At 61.9% G+C, this 16,350-nt stretch carries 14 protein-coding genes; 4 read left to right on the plus strand and 10 right to left on the minus strand.

Annotated features, from left to right (window positions below; genetic code table 11):
- Positions 1–47 precede the first annotated feature (47 nt).
- From ACS5Q0_RS14275 to ACS5Q0_RS14295, 5 genes are read right to left on the minus strand one after another with little or no spacing between them, the layout of a single operon-like run.
- Positions 48–1,838, minus strand: coding sequence for a glycoside hydrolase family 15 protein (locus tag ACS5Q0_RS14275; RefSeq protein WP_473127309.1), 1,791 nt, complete (start codon positions 1,836–1,838; stop codon positions 48–50).
- A 32-nt stretch (positions 1,839–1,870) separates the two neighbouring features.
- On the minus strand, positions 1,871–2,245 hold the full coding sequence (locus ACS5Q0_RS14280; protein WP_473127310.1) for a sensory rhodopsin transducer: 375 nt from the start codon (positions 2,243–2,245) through the stop codon (positions 1,871–1,873).
- An 11-nt stretch (positions 2,246–2,256) separates the two neighbouring features.
- The gene (locus tag ACS5Q0_RS14285; RefSeq protein ID WP_473127311.1) at positions 2,257–5,250 is read right to left on the minus strand and encodes an FAD-binding and (Fe-S)-binding domain-containing protein; all 2,994 of its coding nucleotides are present in this window, start codon (positions 5,248–5,250) and stop codon (positions 2,257–2,259) included.
- A gap of 29 nt (positions 5,251–5,279) precedes the next feature.
- Positions 5,280–6,503: an alpha-hydroxy acid oxidase gene (locus tag ACS5Q0_RS14290; RefSeq protein ID WP_473127312.1), complete on the minus strand. Its 1,224-nt coding sequence runs from the start codon at positions 6,501–6,503 to the stop codon at positions 5,280–5,282.
- Between the two features lie 10 nt (positions 6,504–6,513).
- Positions 6,514–8,268, minus strand: a complete 1,755-nt coding sequence (locus ACS5Q0_RS14295) for a thiamine pyrophosphate-dependent enzyme (protein ID WP_473127313.1) — start codon at positions 8,266–8,268, stop codon at positions 6,514–6,516.
- A gap of 266 nt (positions 8,269–8,534) precedes the next feature.
- Between ACS5Q0_RS14295 and ACS5Q0_RS14300 the strand changes: the two genes are divergently transcribed.
- Complete coding sequence (locus tag ACS5Q0_RS14300) at positions 8,535–9,182, plus strand: Crp/Fnr family transcriptional regulator (RefSeq protein ID WP_473127314.1); 648 nt, start codon at positions 8,535–8,537, stop codon at positions 9,180–9,182.
- A gap of 858 nt (positions 9,183–10,040) precedes the next feature.
- Here the strand turns inward: ACS5Q0_RS14300 and ACS5Q0_RS14305 are convergent.
- The gene (locus ACS5Q0_RS14305) at positions 10,041–10,487 is read right to left on the minus strand and encodes a hypothetical protein (RefSeq protein ID WP_473127315.1); all 447 of its coding nucleotides are present in this window, start codon (positions 10,485–10,487) and stop codon (positions 10,041–10,043) included.
- A gap of 399 nt (positions 10,488–10,886) precedes the next feature.
- Here ACS5Q0_RS14305 and ACS5Q0_RS14310 point away from each other — a divergent pair, with 399 nt between their 5' ends.
- From ACS5Q0_RS14310 to ACS5Q0_RS14320, 3 genes are all read left to right on the plus strand, one after another.
- Entirely contained in the window at positions 10,887–11,915 is a 1,029-nt protein-coding gene (locus ACS5Q0_RS14310) for a S8 family serine peptidase (protein ID WP_473127316.1), read from the plus strand.
- Positions 11,916–11,991: 76 nt separating this feature from the next.
- Positions 11,992–13,161 carry a DUF1236 domain-containing protein gene (locus ACS5Q0_RS14315; RefSeq protein WP_473127317.1) on the plus strand — a complete coding sequence of 390 codons (1,170 nt, stop codon included), beginning with the start codon at positions 11,992–11,994 and terminating at the stop codon, positions 13,159–13,161.
- A gap of 301 nt (positions 13,162–13,462) precedes the next feature.
- Entirely contained in the window at positions 13,463–13,870 is a 408-nt protein-coding gene (locus tag ACS5Q0_RS14320; protein ID WP_473127318.1) for a DUF1236 domain-containing protein, read from the plus strand.
- 109 nt (positions 13,871–13,979) lie between these two features.
- Here the strand turns inward: ACS5Q0_RS14320 and ACS5Q0_RS14325 are convergent, their stop codons facing one another.
- The 4 genes from ACS5Q0_RS14325 to ACS5Q0_RS14340 form a co-directional block, all read right to left on the minus strand.
- On the minus strand, positions 13,980–14,288 hold the full coding sequence (locus ACS5Q0_RS14325) for a hypothetical protein (RefSeq protein ID WP_473127319.1): 309 nt from the start codon (positions 14,286–14,288) through the stop codon (positions 13,980–13,982).
- A 70-nt stretch (positions 14,289–14,358) separates the two neighbouring features.
- Positions 14,359–14,721, minus strand: a complete 363-nt coding sequence (locus ACS5Q0_RS14330) for a DUF1236 domain-containing protein (protein ID WP_473127320.1) — start codon at positions 14,719–14,721, stop codon at positions 14,359–14,361.
- 107 nt (positions 14,722–14,828) lie between these two features.
- On the minus strand, positions 14,829–15,590 hold the full coding sequence (locus ACS5Q0_RS14335) for an anti-sigma factor family protein (protein WP_473127321.1): 762 nt from the start codon (positions 15,588–15,590) through the stop codon (positions 14,829–14,831).
- 16 nt (positions 15,591–15,606) lie between these two features.
- Positions 15,607–16,098: an RNA polymerase sigma factor gene (locus ACS5Q0_RS14340; RefSeq protein WP_473127322.1), complete on the minus strand. Its 492-nt coding sequence runs from the start codon at positions 16,096–16,098 to the stop codon at positions 15,607–15,609.
- Positions 16,099–16,350 lie beyond the last annotated feature (252 nt).

Genomic DNA, 16,350 nt, shown 5'->3' on the forward strand with positions numbered 1-16,350 from the left:
GTTCTCCCAATCATAAACCGCGCGCCCCGGAATCTTTGACCCAGCTCTTAGGGATTGAGGCTCGCACGCGTCGCATGGGGTTCGCACGAAAGCCTATGAGCCATGTTGACCAAGGCGAGGTGAGACAGCGCCTGTGGAAAGTTTCCCAGGAATGTCTTCGCTTCCGGTTCATATTCCTCGGCCAGAAGGCCGACATCGTTGCGCAAGGCGAGGAGGCGCTCGAACAGGTCCCTTGCTTCGCTATGCCGTCCCTGAAGAGAGTAGTTCTCCGCAAGCCAGAAGCTGCAGACGAGGAAAGCTCCCTCGCCAGGCGGCAAACCGTCATCCATCTTGCTCGTGTCGTAACGGAGTACGAAACAATCCCGCATGAGCTCGCGCTCAATTGCCGCGACCGTTCCTTGCATTCTCGGATCCGTCGCCGGGAGAAAGCCGACGATCGGAATGATGAGCGTGCTCGCGTCCAGATGCTTCGACCCGAACGCCTGAACGAACGCTCCCCTCTGGCGATCAAATCCGCGCTCGCAGATCTCCGCGTGGATCCTGTCGCGCAGCGACTCCCACTGCTCGACCGGCCCGTCAAGCCCGAAGGTCCTGGTCGCCTTTATCGCACGATCGAGCCCCACCCAGGCCATGACCTTTGAGTGCACGAAATGCTGTCGCCCTGCTCGGACCTCCCAGATTCCTTCGTCCGGCTCATCCCAGACCTTGCCGAGATGATCGAGAAGAGCCTTCTGAAGATTCCACCCGACTTCGCTCGGATCGATCTTCGCCTGTCGGGCGAGATGCAGCGCATTCATCACCTCGCCGAAAACATCGAGCTGAAACTGCGTGAACGCCGCGTTTCCGACCCGAACCGGCTTGGCGCCGTCAAAGCCCGGCAGCCATGATGCCTCCCACTCGTTCATCCTGTGCTCACCGCCAATGCCGTATATTGGTTGGATCTGCGACGGCATGCCGGCAACGGCACGCAGCAGCCACGCGCGCCAGGCGCGCGCCTCGTCGCGGAAGCCGGCCTTGAGCAGACAGGCCACCATGAAGGTGGCATCCCTCAGCCAGCAGTAACGATAATCCCAGTTTCGCTTTCCACCTTGACACTCTGGAAGCGACGCAGTCGGGGCAGCAACGATCCCTCCTGTGGGACGATAGGTCATGGCCTTGATCGTGATGAGAGAGCGCCTGACCGCCTCCAGCCAGTCTCCGCAGTATGAGCACTGGCTTATCCAGCTACGCCACCATTTCTCTGTCCGACGGAAAGCGTCTTCGGCATCCACAGGTTCAGGGATTGGCAGGTGAGATGCGTGATAGGTCAGTACGAACGGGATGCTTTGCCCCTCCCGGATCGTGAACTCGGCCGCCAATCCACAATGATGCCCGTTGAGCGGAACGTCCGTGCGAAGAACCGCCGAATGCGGTCCCGCGATGGCCTGCCAGCACCGTTCATCGTGTCGTTCCATCCAGGGCACGAACCGACCATAATCGAAACGGAGGGCGAACTCTGCTCTCATCGATACTTCACCCTTTTCGCAACCGACGATGCGGACGAGATCCGATCCTGAGTCTCGGATGGGCATGAAGTCGGTGAGCGTGACGACGCCTTGGTCTGTTTCGAACATCGTTTCGAGAATGAGTGTGGATTCCCGATAACGCCGCCAAACCCGACGAACGGTGCAGGAGGGGGCAATGAGCCAGCGCCCATGCTCGGGCGTTCCCAGGATGGCTGCGAAACACGCCTCCGAATCGAACCGAGGCCAGCACAGCCAGTCAATCGAGCCGTCCTTTGCAACGAGCGCCGCCGTCTCGCAATCACCGATCAGGGCGTAATCCTCGATCCGCCGCATGCCGCTACCATTCTGTTCCCTCTCGCCCTCGCTCAGTCCTGGCCGTAGGCAGTGGTGGTGAGGAGGGCGAGCTCTGCCTTTCTCGAATCGAGCCGCGTGTGCTGAATGACGACGGGCACATCGGATTCAAACAGCGACGAGTAGTCCGTATCCCGCGGTATGGGTTCGGGATCGTCGAGATCATTGAAGCGCAGGTGCAACGTGCGCCCCGCCGGCACCCTCACGCGGTAAGGGCCGATCGCATCCCGATCCGAAAAGAACACGGTGATCCTGACTTGTGCATCGGATGGCCCGGCATTGAGGATGCAGGCCGTCTCATGGGACACGAGAGCCCTGTCCTGGCTCGTGCTGTGGGATGGAATATACCCTTCCGCAATGGCCCAGATCGTCTTTCCCACCGAGCGCATCGACCGTCTCCTTACAGGCCCATGCGCCGGGCCAAGAACTCAGCAACATGGAGCGTGCCCCGTCCCGTGCCTTGCTCGATCTGTTCCCGGCAGCTGTAGCCGTTCGCCAGGATGAGGGTCTCGGGATCCGCCGCCCGCACCGCTGGCAGCAACACCCGTTCGCCGACGGCGACCGCGACATCATAGGTCTCAGTGTTGAAACCAAAGGCGCCCGCCATGCCGCAGCAGCCTGATGGAACGATATCGTAGGGAATCTCGGTCCGGTCGAGCAGCTTGCGCTCGCCATCGGCCTTGATAACCGCATGCTGATGGCAGTGGATCTGCACCAGCGCCTTGCCCTGCCCGTTCGTTGGCAGCGCAATGTCATCGATGTGCCGGCTCACGAAATCGCTGAAGAAGACGCTCTGATCAGAGAGACGCCTGGCAAGGTCATCCTCTGGAAAGAGGTTGAGAAGTTCATCTTTGAACGCGGACGCGCAGGCGGGTTCGAGCCCGATGATCGGCGTGCCGGCCCGGATCTCGTCATACAGCGTGGTCATGATCTGCCGCCACAGCCTCTGGGCGGTTCCGAGCCATCCCCAATCATAAAGGGGACGCCCGCAGCACAATGGCTGATCCGGAATGACGACCTGGAAGCCGAGTTCTTCGAGAACCTTCGTTGCGGCGATGGCTGTGTCGGGTCGGAAGTAATTGTTGAAGGTATCGGGCCACAGGAGGACCCGCTGCCCTGTTGTCCGCGGCGGCTCGCGACGATGGAACCAATCGGTAAAGGTCTCACGAGGGAAGGGAGGGATCGAACGCTGCTGCGCAATTCCGCCGACCGCCTTGGCGAGGCTGCGCAGAACCGGCGTCTGCGTGATCAGGTTGGCGAGCGCGGGCATGCGCGACGCTTCGCGAGCGATCCAATGGATCCGCCCCATGGCATAGGCATGTCGCGGCCGCAGACGCCAGGCATAATGATGAGCGCGGAACTCGGCCTTGTAGCTCGCCATGTCGACACCGACCGGACAATCGCTCTTGCATCCCTTGCAGGCAAGGCAGAGGCCGAGCGCATCCTCGACGGACTTGTTGCGCCAACCGCCCTTGAGTGGCCCCCCATGCAGCATCTCGAAGGGCAGCCTGGCGCGCCCGCGCGTCGTGTATTCCTCCTCATGGGTCACAAGGTAGCTCGGGCACATCACCTCATCATGGCTGTCGTGCCGGCGGCACTTTCCCACGCCGACGCAGCGCTGAACCGCGCGCTCGAAGCCTCCTTCGTTCGGGAAGCGGAAATAGGTCTTGAGCTTGCGGGGATGATAGCCCGGCCCGAGTCGAAGATCCGAGGTGATCGGATAAGGGTCGATCACCTTGCCGGGATTCATGCGCCATTGGGGATCCCAGATTTCCTTGAACTCACGGAATGCCTGGACCAATTCCGGCCCGTACATCTTCTCGAGAAGGGCTCCCCGCGCCTGACCGTCCCCATGCTCGCCGGACAGAGAGCCGTCATGGCTCACGACGAGCTCCGCCGCCTCATCCAGGAACCGGCGCCAATGCTCGATTCCCGGCTCATCGTAGAGATCGAACGCGATGGCGCAATGAACGACGCCCCCGCCGAAGTGACCATAAATGACGGGATCATACCCATATTTGCGAAAGAGCGCCTTCAGCTGCCGGAGATAATCGCCGAGCCGGTCGGGCGCGACCGCGCTGTCCTCCCATCCCGGCCAAGTATCGGGATGGTTCGGCACGTAGGATTCCGCCCCGAGAGAATCGTCGCGCACATTCCAGATTCGCTTCTGCTGCTCCTTGTCACGGATGAGCTTCGGGTCGACACCCTTCATGCTCTTGAACTCGTCCACGAGCCTCTGTGCTCTCGCAGCAGCATCGTCCTCCGTCTCGCCGCCGAATTCCACCAGGAGCCATCCCTGGCCTCCTGGCAGGACCTTCAGATCGTCGGCATGCAGCCCTTTCGTTCTGTACCGGTCGACCAGGGTCTCGTCGAAGCCCTCGAGACCGACCGGACGGTGTCCCAGAACGCGGGGCACGGCATCGGCCGCCTGATAGATGTCTGGGAAACCGATGATCACGATGACCCGTTCAGGTGGATTGTGAATTAGGTTGAGGGTCGCGTCGAGGACAGTCACGCACGTGCCCTCGGTTCCGACGAGCGCGCGGGCGACGTTCATGCCCTTCTCGGATAGAAGCTGATCAAGGTTCTCATAACCGGATACCCGGCGCGGGATATCCGGAAATTTCGCCCGGATGAGGTCGCCGTATCGTTGGCGCAGTTCGTCGAGCCGGCGATAGATCTCGGCGGGACGTCCGCCTGAACGCAGAATCGAGCGGAACGCCTTGTCGTCCGTCGGCCCGACGCTCAGCTGCAGGCCGTCATAGGTCAGAACGTCCAGCGCATGCACGTTATGCACCGTGATCCCGTTCATCACCGCATGAACGCCGCCGGAATCGTTGCCGATCATGCCGCCGAGGGTGTTGTGGTCGTGCGTGGCCGGATCGGGACCGAAGGTGAGACCGTACTTAGCGGCCTCCTCCCGCAGGTGATCGAGGATGCAGCCCGGCTCGACACGGGCCAAGCGGCGCTCGGGATCGATGTCGAGCACCTTGTTCAGGTATTTCGAAAAGTCGATGACGACGGCGGTATTGCAGCATTCGCCAGCAAGGCTCGTTCCGCCGCCGCGCGGCAGAACAGGCGCGCGATGTCGCCGGCAGATTTCAACAGCCTTGACGACGTCGCTGCGCGTCTTCGGAATGACCACCCCGATCGGCACCTGCCGGTAATTGGAGGAATCCGTCGCATAGAGTGCCCGGCTGCCATCGTCGAAGCGGACCTCGCCATCGAGTGCAGCCTCGAGTTCCTTAAACAGCGCATTCGCATCGAGATCGGGAACCTCCGTGTAGGCAGTTCTGATGCGTCCATCCGGCGCCAGTTCGATACGTCGGTCAGGATGCCTTCTGCGATTTTCCAATGACAGCTTCTCGGCCTCGGTTACGGCCACATTGGCCATCTCAGGTTCCTCCGATTGCCGGTCTCACACTATCCGGCAGGCTGTATGATGACGTCGCGCGGTACTGCCTTCACATCCGTCACGCCCGTGAGCGCCATTCCGGTGTCGAGTTCTTCCGATATCAGTGACAGAGCCTTGCGGACGCCTGCCTCTCCGCGGGCTCCGAGTCCATAGAGATAGGCCCGCCCGATGAAGCACGCCCGTGCCCCCAGGGCGAGCGCCTTCAAAAGGTCGAGTCCCGAGCGGATCCCACTATCGAACAGGAGCTCTGTCCGATCTCCCATGGCGTCTCGTATTGCAGGGAATGCCTCTACCGTGGAGGGAGCACCGTCGAGCTGACGCCCGCCATGGTTCGAAACGAGGATCGTGTCCGCGCCTGCGGCGACCGCGATTTCGGCATCCTGCGGATCGAGGATCCCCTTCACGATGAGCTTGCCCGGCCAGAGCTTGCGCACCCATTCCACGTCGCGCCGGTCGAAAGACGGGTCGAACTGCTGCTTCACCCATTCCGATAGGATGCCGAGATTGCCCGAATTCCGGATCGCGTCCTTCAGATTGCCGAACGTATATTCCTTGCTCCGCAGCATTCCCAGTGCCCAGCGCGGATGCATGGCGACATCGAGGACATTGCCGAGCGTCAGCCGTGGCGGAATGCCAAGGCCATTATGCACATCGACCGTGCGCTGCCCCTCCACGTGCAGATCCATGGTCAGGACCAGCACAGGACACCGCGCCGCGTGGGCTCTCTCGATGAGCGACTGGCTGAAACCTCGGTCCTTCATCAGGTAGAGCTGAAACCAGAACGGCTTCGCGACAGCAGCCGCCACATCCTCGATTGAGCAGACGGACATCGTGCTCAGACAGAAGGGAACGCCGAACGCCTCCGCTGCCCGTGCAGCATGGATTTCGCCATTCGGATAGACGGCTCCCGTCAAGCCTGCGGGTGCGAGCGCGACGGGCATCGAGACCGGCTCGCCGACGATGGTGGTCGCTTGGACGCGGGCGGAAACGTCCACCATCACCCTCTGACGCAATTCCAGCGCATCGAGAGCAGCCCTGTTCGCCTGCAGGGTCAGCTCCTCGTAGGAGCCGGCTTCGACATATTCGAAGAATGTTCTCGGAACCCGCTTCCTGGCAATCTCGCGAAGGTCTTCGATATTGGCAATCGTGTCCCATCCCGGAACGGCCTCTGTCCTGGATGCCGTCGCCGCCCCGATCTCCTTCGAATCGAGGGTAGAATGGGCGAGTGCCATGATGGACCTCTCAGATGATCTCCCGCACTTTGTCCGATGCAATCGTGAGCGCGATGGAGGCGGCATTCGGTGTGCCGCGCGCAAGCGCCTCGGCGAGACGGGCCGTCTGCTTGAGATCGACCTTCGGTGGCATGGGAGGTTCGTTCGGATCGACAACCGCCTGAATCACGACGGGTCCGGGCGCAGCGAGCGCTTGGCGCAGGATGTCGGCGCAGGTCGCAGGATCCTCGATGGTAAATCCGGTGCAGCCGAAGCCCTTGGCGATGGTGGCGAAGTCGATCGGCTGAAGCTCGCACGCGTATTCCGGATTGCCCAGGAAGACCATCTGCTCCCATTTGATCTGGCCGAGCGTATTGTTCTTGATCACGACGATCTTCACGTCGAGATTATACTTCACGGCCGTTGCAAGCTCTCCGATCAGCATCGTGAGCCCGCCGTCTCCCACGAAGGCGATAACCTGCCGACCGGGATAGGCAAGGGCCGCGGCGTTCGCATAGGGCAAGCCGCATGCCATGGTGGCGAGATTTCCGGAGCACGAGAACATCATGTTGCCGCGCATGTCGATGTGCCGTGCGGCCCAGCTCGTGATCGTTCCGGAATCGGTGGCGACGATCGCGTCATCGGACAGGAGCTTGTTGAGTTCGTGGGCAACGACCTGCGGCTTCATGGGTGTGTCGGTTCGGGTTCCACGCTCCCGCATGAGGTCGCGCCATTCGGCCATTCCGGCCTGCGCCTTTTCCAGGAACGAGCGGTCCTGATGATGGTCGAGCTTGGGCAGAAGTGCCCGGAGAACCCGCGCAGAATCGCCGACAAGGGCCGCGTCGACGGGATAGCGCAGAGCAATGCGCTTAGGATCGAGCTCGACCTGGACGCACTTGGCCTCGCCCGGCTTCGGATAATACTCGATATACGGGAAGCTGGAGCCGACGATCAAAAGCGTATCGCAATCCTCCAGGGCTTCCTGTGAAGGCCGCGTCCCCAGCAGGCCGGTACCACCCGTGCTATGGGGATGCTCGTCCGGCAGGACGCCCTTCCCGAGAAGCGGCTTCACGACAGGAGCGCCGAGCCGCTCTGCCACGGCCTCGACCTCACCTCGCGCGCCGAGGGCACCCCGCCCTGCCATGACCACGATCTTGCGGCCTTCGTTCAGGATCGCTGCAGCCTGTGCGAGTTGATCTTCGGTCGGCACATGAGCGCTTTCGGCCATCAGTGACGAGACGTGATCCGGGCGATTGCGCTTCGACCTCAGATCTTCCTTTACGGTCTGATCCTGCAGATCCACCGGCACCGTGATATGAGCGACGCCTCGATAGGCCAGAGCCGTGCGGCAGGCCAGCTCGGTTACGTTCTGCACATGGGCTGCGCCCATGATCCGTGAGTTGTAGACACAGACATCCATAAAGAGCTTGTCCAGCTCGACATCCTGCTGCGTGTAGGTATGCAGGAGGTCATGAAACTGGAGGCCTGTCACGGCGAGCACCGGCTGACCGTCGAGCTTGGCATCGTAGAGCCCGTTGAGAAGATGAATTCCCCCCGGCCCGGAGGTGGCGAGGCAGACGCCGAGCCTTCCGGTCCATTTGGCATGGGCACAGGCCATGAAGGCGGCGGCCTCTTCGTGCCGGACTTGGATGAATCGGATCCGATCCTCGGCTTTGCGGAGCGACTCGATGATGCCGTTGATCCCATCGCCTGGGATCCCGAACACCGTGTCGACATCCCAGTCGATCAATGTTTCAACCAGGATGTCACCCGCAGTCATCGGCATGATCGTCTCCTTTGCCGGACAAGGACTGGCCAGTAGCAGCCTTCCTGCTCGTCGGACGCTGATGACTAAAAGGAGGTGCAGCCCCACGGTTCCAGAACCGGTAAAGGTTTGTCCGCTGCCGTACCAAGGTTGTGGGACGAACTGAGGCGGCATAAGATTGGACATGGTGAAGCTGGAGTGTCACCTTGACTGAAAGCCGTAGCGCAGCCGAGCTGCGACAGGTTCCGGTCCGGAACCGACTCCTACAGGCCATTTCGCCCCGTGATATGCAGACGCTCTGGCCTCGTCTGGCGCGGGTCGAACTGAAGCCGCGGCAAATGATCCATCACTCCGGCACGCCGATGGAGGCGATTTACTTTCTCGAAAGCGGGCTTGTTGCGGTCTCGGCAAAGGCATCGCCCGGCAAATGGGTTGAAGTCTGGCTGATCGGCTCCGAGGGAATGACTGGCATCCCGGCCCTGCTGGGCGATCCTGATGAGCCTCCGTTCCGTCGCGTAGTCCAGGTCGGCGGCAGTGCCTATCGGATCTCTCGAGCCGATTTTCTGGATGCAATCGAGAACGCGCCCTCGCTGCGCGCCACGCTGCTCAAATATACCCAGTTCGTTCTGCTGCAGACATCCCAATCCGCTATTTGCGAGGCTCACCACTCCTTGAGGCAACGGCTGTGCCGATGGCTTCTGTTGGCCCATGATGCGTTGGACGGTGAAGATATCCCCCTCACCCACCAGATGCTCGCACGGCTGCTCGGGGTCAGGCGCGCAAGTATAACGGATTGCCTGCGCTCGCTCGAAGAGGAGGGAGCCCTCGAAAACGCTCGGGCGCTGATTTGTGTGATCGACCAAGGGAGATTGGAGAGCTTGGCGTGCGGCTGCCATGCCCTCATCAGAAGCGAGTATCGGCGTCTGATCAGGTAGATCAGCATATGGCTGGCCGCCTTGCGCAGAGGGTTGGCCCGGGTGAAGGGATCAGGCCGCTTGGAATGCTCGTCACACCGACCCTTCTGAAAGAACGTCGAAAGTGGCGGTGCTGCTCGGGGCCGTCCACCACAACTTGGCTCGGAGCCGTACCAAGTTTCGCCAATCGGTGACTGTGAAAGACTGCAGCCGATCGTATGTGATACTTTGAAGATGTCGCGCATCGACCGGACATAGGCTGAACTGTGCGATGCAAGAGCAGAGCAGAATAACAGGTTCGGATCTTGGGGCCGCTCCCCAAGACCCTCAGCTTGACGTGCGACACCTAGCCCGTCTGCACCAGATGATCGTCTCCACCGGACTGTTCGGAGATCCTGCTATGCCATTATGCCCAGACAAAACGGATTATTCCCGTTCCCAAGCGGGACGGAGAGATGCCCCTTGCGTCGGAGGCGCTCGCCTGGGCGAGCCCGATAAAGAGTGAGTGGAGGCTTTCGATGAGAGCCAAGTATCAGCTGGGCCAGATCGTTCAACCGGCCCACCCTCGGCGGACCCATCCAGATACATACCGGATTGTGCAGATCCTGTCCGAGAACTCCCATGAACCTCAGTACCGGATTTGGGGCCTCTCGTGCGGCGCTGAAGTCGTCGTCCTTGAAACGCAGATCAAATCTGTCTGATCGAGAACGGTTTTCCTGGTCTTGAGCTTCCCGCATTCAGGGCATTCACCTCCGGCGCAACGAAGACGATACTGTCGCGTTTTCGAGAATAACCTCCCGTCATTGCCAGGCTTAAGATCGGACACATTTCGTGATTGGCCCGCCAGGGCTCATCTCGGATACGCTGGAGACCTGTGTTTCAGGACATTGTGCGATCAGCCATCCAGGCCGGGTGCTGCTTTGACGATTCGACCACGCTGCAACGGTCGAGTTCACGGGCGAGTTGCCGGCTCGAGAGGAAACCATGGCACAGGGGTTGCGACATATCCTCATCGCGCTGGCGGGCCTTGCGGCCGCCGTTCCCGTCCGGATTCAACTTGATCTCGGCTATGGATCCACTCTGCCCATTACCAATGGGTCCGCGCTTGCCAAGGGAGGTGGTGGCGCGAACGGCAATGGCAACAATGGGGGGCACGGGAATGGAGGCGGCAACGGGCATGGCGGCGGAAGGAGCGGTGGAGCGGCCGGTGGGGGTACAGGAAACGGGAATGCCAACGGCGGCAGAGGCAATTCCGACGCTGGCGGCCTCGGCGGCGGCAGGGGCGGAGCTGGCCGCGGGACCAGCGCTGGAGCTGGACACAGCCATGACAATGCTGGAGGCGGCCGCAGCAAGGCCAGCTCTGGCAAGAGCGGGAAGGCCGGTTCCAGCCACGGAGCAAACGCGGGCCATTCCGGAAAAGCATCAAGCGGCAAAGGCCAGCGCGCGAAAGGCACGGCGCAAGCACGCACCGGCAAGGCTCCCGCACGGACGCCAGGGGCAGAACCAGCGGCTTCCGTCGGAACGCAGCCCACGGGGGCTGCTTCGGCCGCCGAAGAAATCGACCGCCGTCCCAGGCCGCGACGCTCCACGCGCTTTATCGTAGCCTCGGGACTGTCTCAAGAGAATCTGGCGAGGCTGACGGCCCAGGGCTTTCGCCTCGAGGCTCGCTCGCAGGGTCGCATAGCACCCCAGGTGGTCCGGCTTCGGATCCCAAGTGGCACTTCAGTGGCACGGGCCCGGCGAGAAGTCCGCCTCATCGATGCACAGGCCTCAGTGGATTTCGACCAGTTCTACTACCTTGATGAAGCCCCGACGGCCTGCACGGGCGCCGCATGCAAGGATCCTTCCCCGATCGACTGGTCCGCCCTCGTGAATTGGACCGAGGCCCACCCCCTGCAATGCGGCCCGCCTCCGCTCATCGGCCTGATCGACACAGGCGTGAATGTCGAGCATGCAGCCCTGAAAGGGCAAGCGGTCGAGATCATACCCCTGCCCGTTCGTCATACCGTCGTCTCGCTGCAGGAGCACGGCACGGCCGTTGCGGCTTTGCTTGTCGGCCGCCCTGCAAGCCGAACGCCGGGCCTCCTGCCGCAGGCCAAGATCATCGCGGTTGATGCATTCTATCGCGACGGTGGCACAGCCGACCGGACCGACGTGATGACGCTCGTGGCTGCCGTCGAGGCCTTGGCGGAGCGCGGGGTAAGGATCATAAACATGAGCCTGTCGGGACCCTCCAACGAGGTTCTCCAGAAGGCCGTTGCAGCGGCCCAGGCCAAGGGCATCGTGATCGTTGCCGCTGCGGGCAACAATGGTGCAGGGGCCGAACCCTCCTACCCGGCAGCTTACCCTGGTGTTATCGCGGTCACAGCTGTCGATCGCGACCTGAACGTGTACAGACGCGCCACCCGTGGTTCGTATATCGATTTGTCTGCTCCCGGGGTGAGTGTCTGGACGGCGGCGTCTCAGGGTGCGGGCCTGTTGAGGACAGGAACCTCCTACGCAGTTCCCTTCGTATCAGCGGCAGCGAGTCTTGTGCTTGCGTCCAACCCGGAACTGGATGCCGAAGCCGTCCGAGCCCGCCTGGAGGAGAGTGCCCGCGATCTGGGCCAGCCGGGGCGGGATCCGACCTTCGGCTACGGCCTCATCCAGATGGCTGGCCTGTGCGCACAGCCGGCCGAACCGCCAGCCATGGCGACTGTCCGCGAGACCTTGGGTGTTTCACCCGTGGGCGCGCAAGCGGGTGCAGCACCTTGACGGTTATCAGGGAACGGAAGCCGTCAAGCTCCGTTAGACCTTTCCACATCGGAATCGATCTAAAGGAGCATGTTCAGTGCGTATAACCCTGCTTTCGACGGCTGCCGCGATTGCCCTGAGCCTTGGGGCTGCCCCCGTCCTCGCGCAAACTCAGGAATCCGGCTCCTCAGGCACGACCACCGGTCGGATCACGCCTCCGGCGACCTCGTCGGAAGCACCCGGCAAGGCCGAGAAGGCTCTCGACCGGAACCGTCCCGATGCGTTGACCGAGGCTCCTGGCAAGCCTGAGGCCGCTCCGGACTCACGCCAGAACTCGACCGCTTCATCCAACTCCTCGAATGAGCGGATGCCGTCCCGCCAAGGCTCGTCCTCGCAGGATCGCTCCAGCACCGGCTCGACCGCTTCCTCATCCGACCAGAACCAGCGCCCGGCCGCAGACTCCGGAAGCTCCCGCCAGACGTCGGGCAGCCAGCAGCGACCGCAGGAGGGTTCCTCGCAATCCACCAGCACGCAAGATAATCGGAAGGCTGGATCCACCTCCGCATCGCAGACGTCCGGCGACAGCCAGCAGCGACCGGCGACCGGCTCGTCCCAGCAGAGAACCCAGCCATCGGGTTCCGCCGCTCAGCAGAATGGCGCTTCGCAGCAGAACGACACGTCGTCCACGTCGACATCCACGAGCACAACCTCCAACAGCACGACGAATGCAGTTACGAACCTGAACACTGAGCAGCGCAGCGAAGTGACTCAGGCTTTCAGCAGCACCGATGTCAACACGGTGTCGAACGTGAATTTCAAGGTATCGGTCGGCACGACCATCACCCAGGAGGTTCGTCTGGCGCCGCTGCCTTCCGAGGTGGTGCGGATCGTTCCGCAGTACCGCGGCTATCAATACGTGATGGTGCGCGATGAGATCGTGATCGTCGAGCCCCGGACGAAGAAGATCGTCGAGGTGATCCACAAGTCCGGCAGTTCGCGCAAGTCGGCATCTGTGAACCTGAGCAGCGAACAGCGAAAGAAGTTCAAGACCACGGTGGAAACCACCGGCTCGACCCGCGCGGCCCCCTCTACCAAGATCGAGATCCGGGAAGGCGTGACGCTTCCCCAGGAAGTGGAGATCATGGAGGTGCCGGAGACCATCATCACCGAGGTGCCGGAGCTGCGCACCTACCGCTATGTGGTGATCGGCGACGAGGTTGCGCTGGTCGAACCTGAGACCCGCCGCGTCATCGAGGTCATCGAATAAGGCGGTAAAGGGCGAGAGATCGCCATCTGGATCCGCTATAAAACCGGCAGGTCCTGAAAGGGAGCTGTCGGTTTTTCTTGCGGGCTGCAACTCACGCTCTGTGGGCGTAAGGACAGAGCCGCCGGCGAGGCGTCCTCAAATCATGAATACAAGACGACTACTTCATTCATTTAGCATTCATGTCCGCAATCAGGCCGAAAAAGCGCACTCATGCCTCCGTAAATCTTGGAACGACTTATGGATCAGCGCATTAAAGAGACACCGGGAATTGATCCCAGTTACCAATACCAGGAGTAAGTCCATGTCGAAGAAGATTCTCCTTGTCGGCGCCGCTCTTGCCGCTCTTGCCCCTGCAGCTGCGTTCGCCCAGTCCGGCGGCGCTGCGGCCGGAGCCGCCACGGGTGCGGTCGGTGGCGCGGTTGTCGGCGGTCCGGTCGGTGCCGCAGTGGGCGGCGTGACGGGCGCCATTGTGGGCGGCATCGCCGACCAGCAGCAGCCGGAGTTCCGCCAATACGTAACGACCCAGCATGTCCCGTCCTACACCTACAAGGAAGAGGTGCGGGTCGGCGCGGTTCTGCCGGAATCTGGCGTCACCTACCACGAGATCCCGGCGCAGTATAAGGTGAAGGGCTATCGCTACACGGTCGTGAACAATACTCCGGTTCTGGTCGAGCCCAGCTCCCGCAAAATCGTGCAGGTGATCAAGTAAGCAACGAATTGGACAACTGAGAGGGCGGCCCGATGAGGCCGCCCTTTTCATGTTTGATCTCAATCTCACCGGCAGGTCACAAGGCATCGCCTTTTATCACGATGACGGCTCATGCTTTGGCATGGAAAAGATAGAAGCCGTTCGCCCTCGCGGCGGTGCCGGCTGCAACGTCATCGAAGCCGGACAGCGCCCTGATGTCGGGCGAGCGGGCGTAGTCCCACTTGTCCTCCGTCAGGAATGCCGGAACCGGCCGGTCCTGCGGAACGGCACAATACAGGCCTGCCTCATCCTTATGGCGGAACATGTTATATGTCAGGACCACGTCCTGAGAGTCCGTCCTGCGGCTGATCGCTCGTCCGGTGGGTTCGATGCCATAGGGCTGTCGCGCAGCGGGTTGCCTGTTGTGCTTGACGGTCATTTGACCCCTGCCTCGTTTCTCGGCCAGGACGGCAAAGCGTATGGATGCCGGATGATCGAGGCCATTCTCGTCACCGGATGATGTAGACGATCTGCCGCGAAGCCGCATCGACGATGGCTCTTTGTCCTTGAACGACAGCGTAGCGATAGGACTCATGCCTCGGGATCGGATGGAGCGCCGTTCCTTCAGGCAGCACCTCGCCAACTGCAAGGCGCGGGTTATCCTGACCGGCCCGCGGAGGATCCGACCAGGCCTGCGGGTCCGAGGCCGGAATGCGGGAGGCCAGTTTCCTGACAGCGGCAACGGCATCGGTGAGGGCTCCGGCTGGCGCACGGGCTGTCTGGATGTCCAGAGATTCCGGAGCAGTGCCGGACAAGGCCACCATCGCTCCGAGCGGAACCGCCGCGAAGGCAAGCATATATGGTGTCCGCATCCGAGACCTCTCACGCCAACTTCAGAAAGAACGGATGCGGTCTCACTCTTATTCCATGGTTCTCACAGTTCTTCCCAAAGCCGGTCGCCCGCCGGCGCACCGCTGCGCTAAGGCTTGGCTTCCCGCAGGGCTTCGATTTCCGCAGCGTCCAGCAGCGGCTCGCTAGCCCCCGCGCTCTGAAGGTAGCTCTCCATCAGGTCACCTCCGGCGCTCGGAACGTAGGCGCCAGTGCCCATTGTTTCTGTTACGGCGAAGGCGATCCTCCAGTCCCCGCTGCGGCAGGCCACGGCACCCGAGACTCCCGATGGAGCCAAGAGCTTGAACTCACGGCACAAGGCCCCGTTCGTCACACGGAATGTCGAAATCATCCGTATCCGCCCGAAGGGCAGATCCTGTTCCTGTCCCGAGGGGCTTTCGCTCAAGATGCGGCCGACCTGAGGATCCGCGAGGAGCGCGATGGGGCCCGCAGTTTCAGACGACGGGAGATTTTGGCGCGCGGCAAGATAGCCAGCCGCCATCATCGCCAGACCAGCGACACTCGCCGCCAGGGCCATTCCGAGGGGCCGCCATTCGCGAAATGGCACGTTGAGCCTGGTCTGAAACGGCGATGAATTCCTCTGATGCGATGGCCGCTCGAAGCGGTCGATCTGTGCCTGGACGGCCGCCCGCAATGCAGGAGAAACGTCAGCCGCTGTTTCCTCGGGAAAAGCGGACCGAACCAGCCTCCGACTGCGCAGGAACCCGGCCACACGCCCGGCAACGACCGGGTCGCTCGCCATGGCGTGCTCCACCGTGGCCGCAACGGGTCCTTCGAGTTCCCCATCCGCGAAGGCCATGAGAATTTCGTCACTGAGATGAAGCTGTGCCATGCGCCTCTCTCCGCCGTCAGGCCGCAGCCGTCATTTCGACAAGCCGCTTGCGTGCCCGCGCAAGACGGCTCATCACGGTTCCGATCGGAACGCCTAGAATTTCCGCCGCTTCCCGATAAGCGAGATCCTCGACGCAGACGAGGAGGAGCACTTCCCGCTGTTCAGGCGGCATCCTGTCGATGATCTGCTGCACCTCGGCCAGCAGCAGCTTGTTCAGAATCGGCTCTTCGCCTGCGTCGCCGACGATGTGCGTCTGCGCCGTCACGTCCTCACTCATGCTTTCGGTTCTTGAGCGCCTCAAGTGGTCAATCCAATAATTGCGCAGGATGCGGAAGGCCCATGCGTCAAACCGGGTGCCCGGAGTAAAACTCCCGGCGTTTGCCAGTGCTCGCTCGCAGGCGCCTTGCACGAGATCATCTGCCAGGGACGGCGAGCGGCAGAGCACCAGGGCAAGGCGCTTCAGTCGTGGCAGAAGCGCCACGAGATCCTGTCCGATGGCCGTCCGCATTGCTGCTCCGCGTCCCCCTCTTCACACAAACGGACAACGGCCTGGTTTATTCCCGAGGCGCGGCGGCGTTGACCTTTGATCAGGACCACTAAACCGGACGCTCGACCCGAATACAATCACCCTTGAGCCTGTATCCCTGTGCGGCTGCGCTTCCGATGTCCTGTTCGGTGAGCTGGTCGGCCACAGACAGAAAAGGCGTGATCGTCGCGAGCTTCATGGAAGGCCTCCTTGCAAGCTCAGGGGAAGGGGCGC

The organism is Microvirga sp. HS2 (assembly GCF_055792805.1).

Coding starts and splice junctions, on each gene's coding strand:
- ACS5Q0_RS14275 (WP_473127309.1), bottom strand. CDS start 1,838: ATGCGGCGGATCGAGGATTACGCCCTGATCGGTGATTGCGAGACGGCG.
- ACS5Q0_RS14280 (WP_473127310.1), bottom strand. CDS start 2,245: ATGCGCTCGGTGGGAAAGACGATCTGGGCCATTGCGGAAGGGTATATT.
- ACS5Q0_RS14285 (WP_473127311.1), bottom strand. CDS start 5,250: ATGGCCAATGTGGCCGTAACCGAGGCCGAGAAGCTGTCATTGGAAAAT.
- ACS5Q0_RS14290 (WP_473127312.1), bottom strand. CDS start 6,503: ATGGCACTCGCCCATTCTACCCTCGATTCGAAGGAGATCGGGGCGGCG.
- ACS5Q0_RS14295 (WP_473127313.1), bottom strand. CDS start 8,268: ATGCCGATGACTGCGGGTGACATCCTGGTTGAAACATTGATCGACTGG.
- ACS5Q0_RS14300 (WP_473127314.1), top strand. CDS start 8,535: ATGCAGACGCTCTGGCCTCGTCTGGCGCGGGTCGAACTGAAGCCGCGG.
- ACS5Q0_RS14305 (WP_473127315.1), bottom strand. CDS start 10,487: ATGGCTGTGTCCAGCTCCAGCGCTGGTCCCGCGGCCAGCTCCGCCCCT.
- ACS5Q0_RS14320 (WP_473127318.1), top strand. CDS start 13,463: ATGTCGAAGAAGATTCTCCTTGTCGGCGCCGCTCTTGCCGCTCTTGCC.
- ACS5Q0_RS14325 (WP_473127319.1), bottom strand. CDS start 14,288: ATGACCGTCAAGCACAACAGGCAACCCGCTGCGCGACAGCCCTATGGC.
- ACS5Q0_RS14330 (WP_473127320.1), bottom strand. CDS start 14,721: ATGCGGACACCATATATGCTTGCCTTCGCGGCGGTTCCGCTCGGAGCG.
- ACS5Q0_RS14335 (WP_473127321.1), bottom strand. CDS start 15,590: ATGGCACAGCTTCATCTCAGTGACGAAATTCTCATGGCCTTCGCGGAT.
- ACS5Q0_RS14340 (WP_473127322.1), bottom strand. CDS start 16,098: ATGCGGACGGCCATCGGACAGGATCTCGTGGCGCTTCTGCCACGACTG.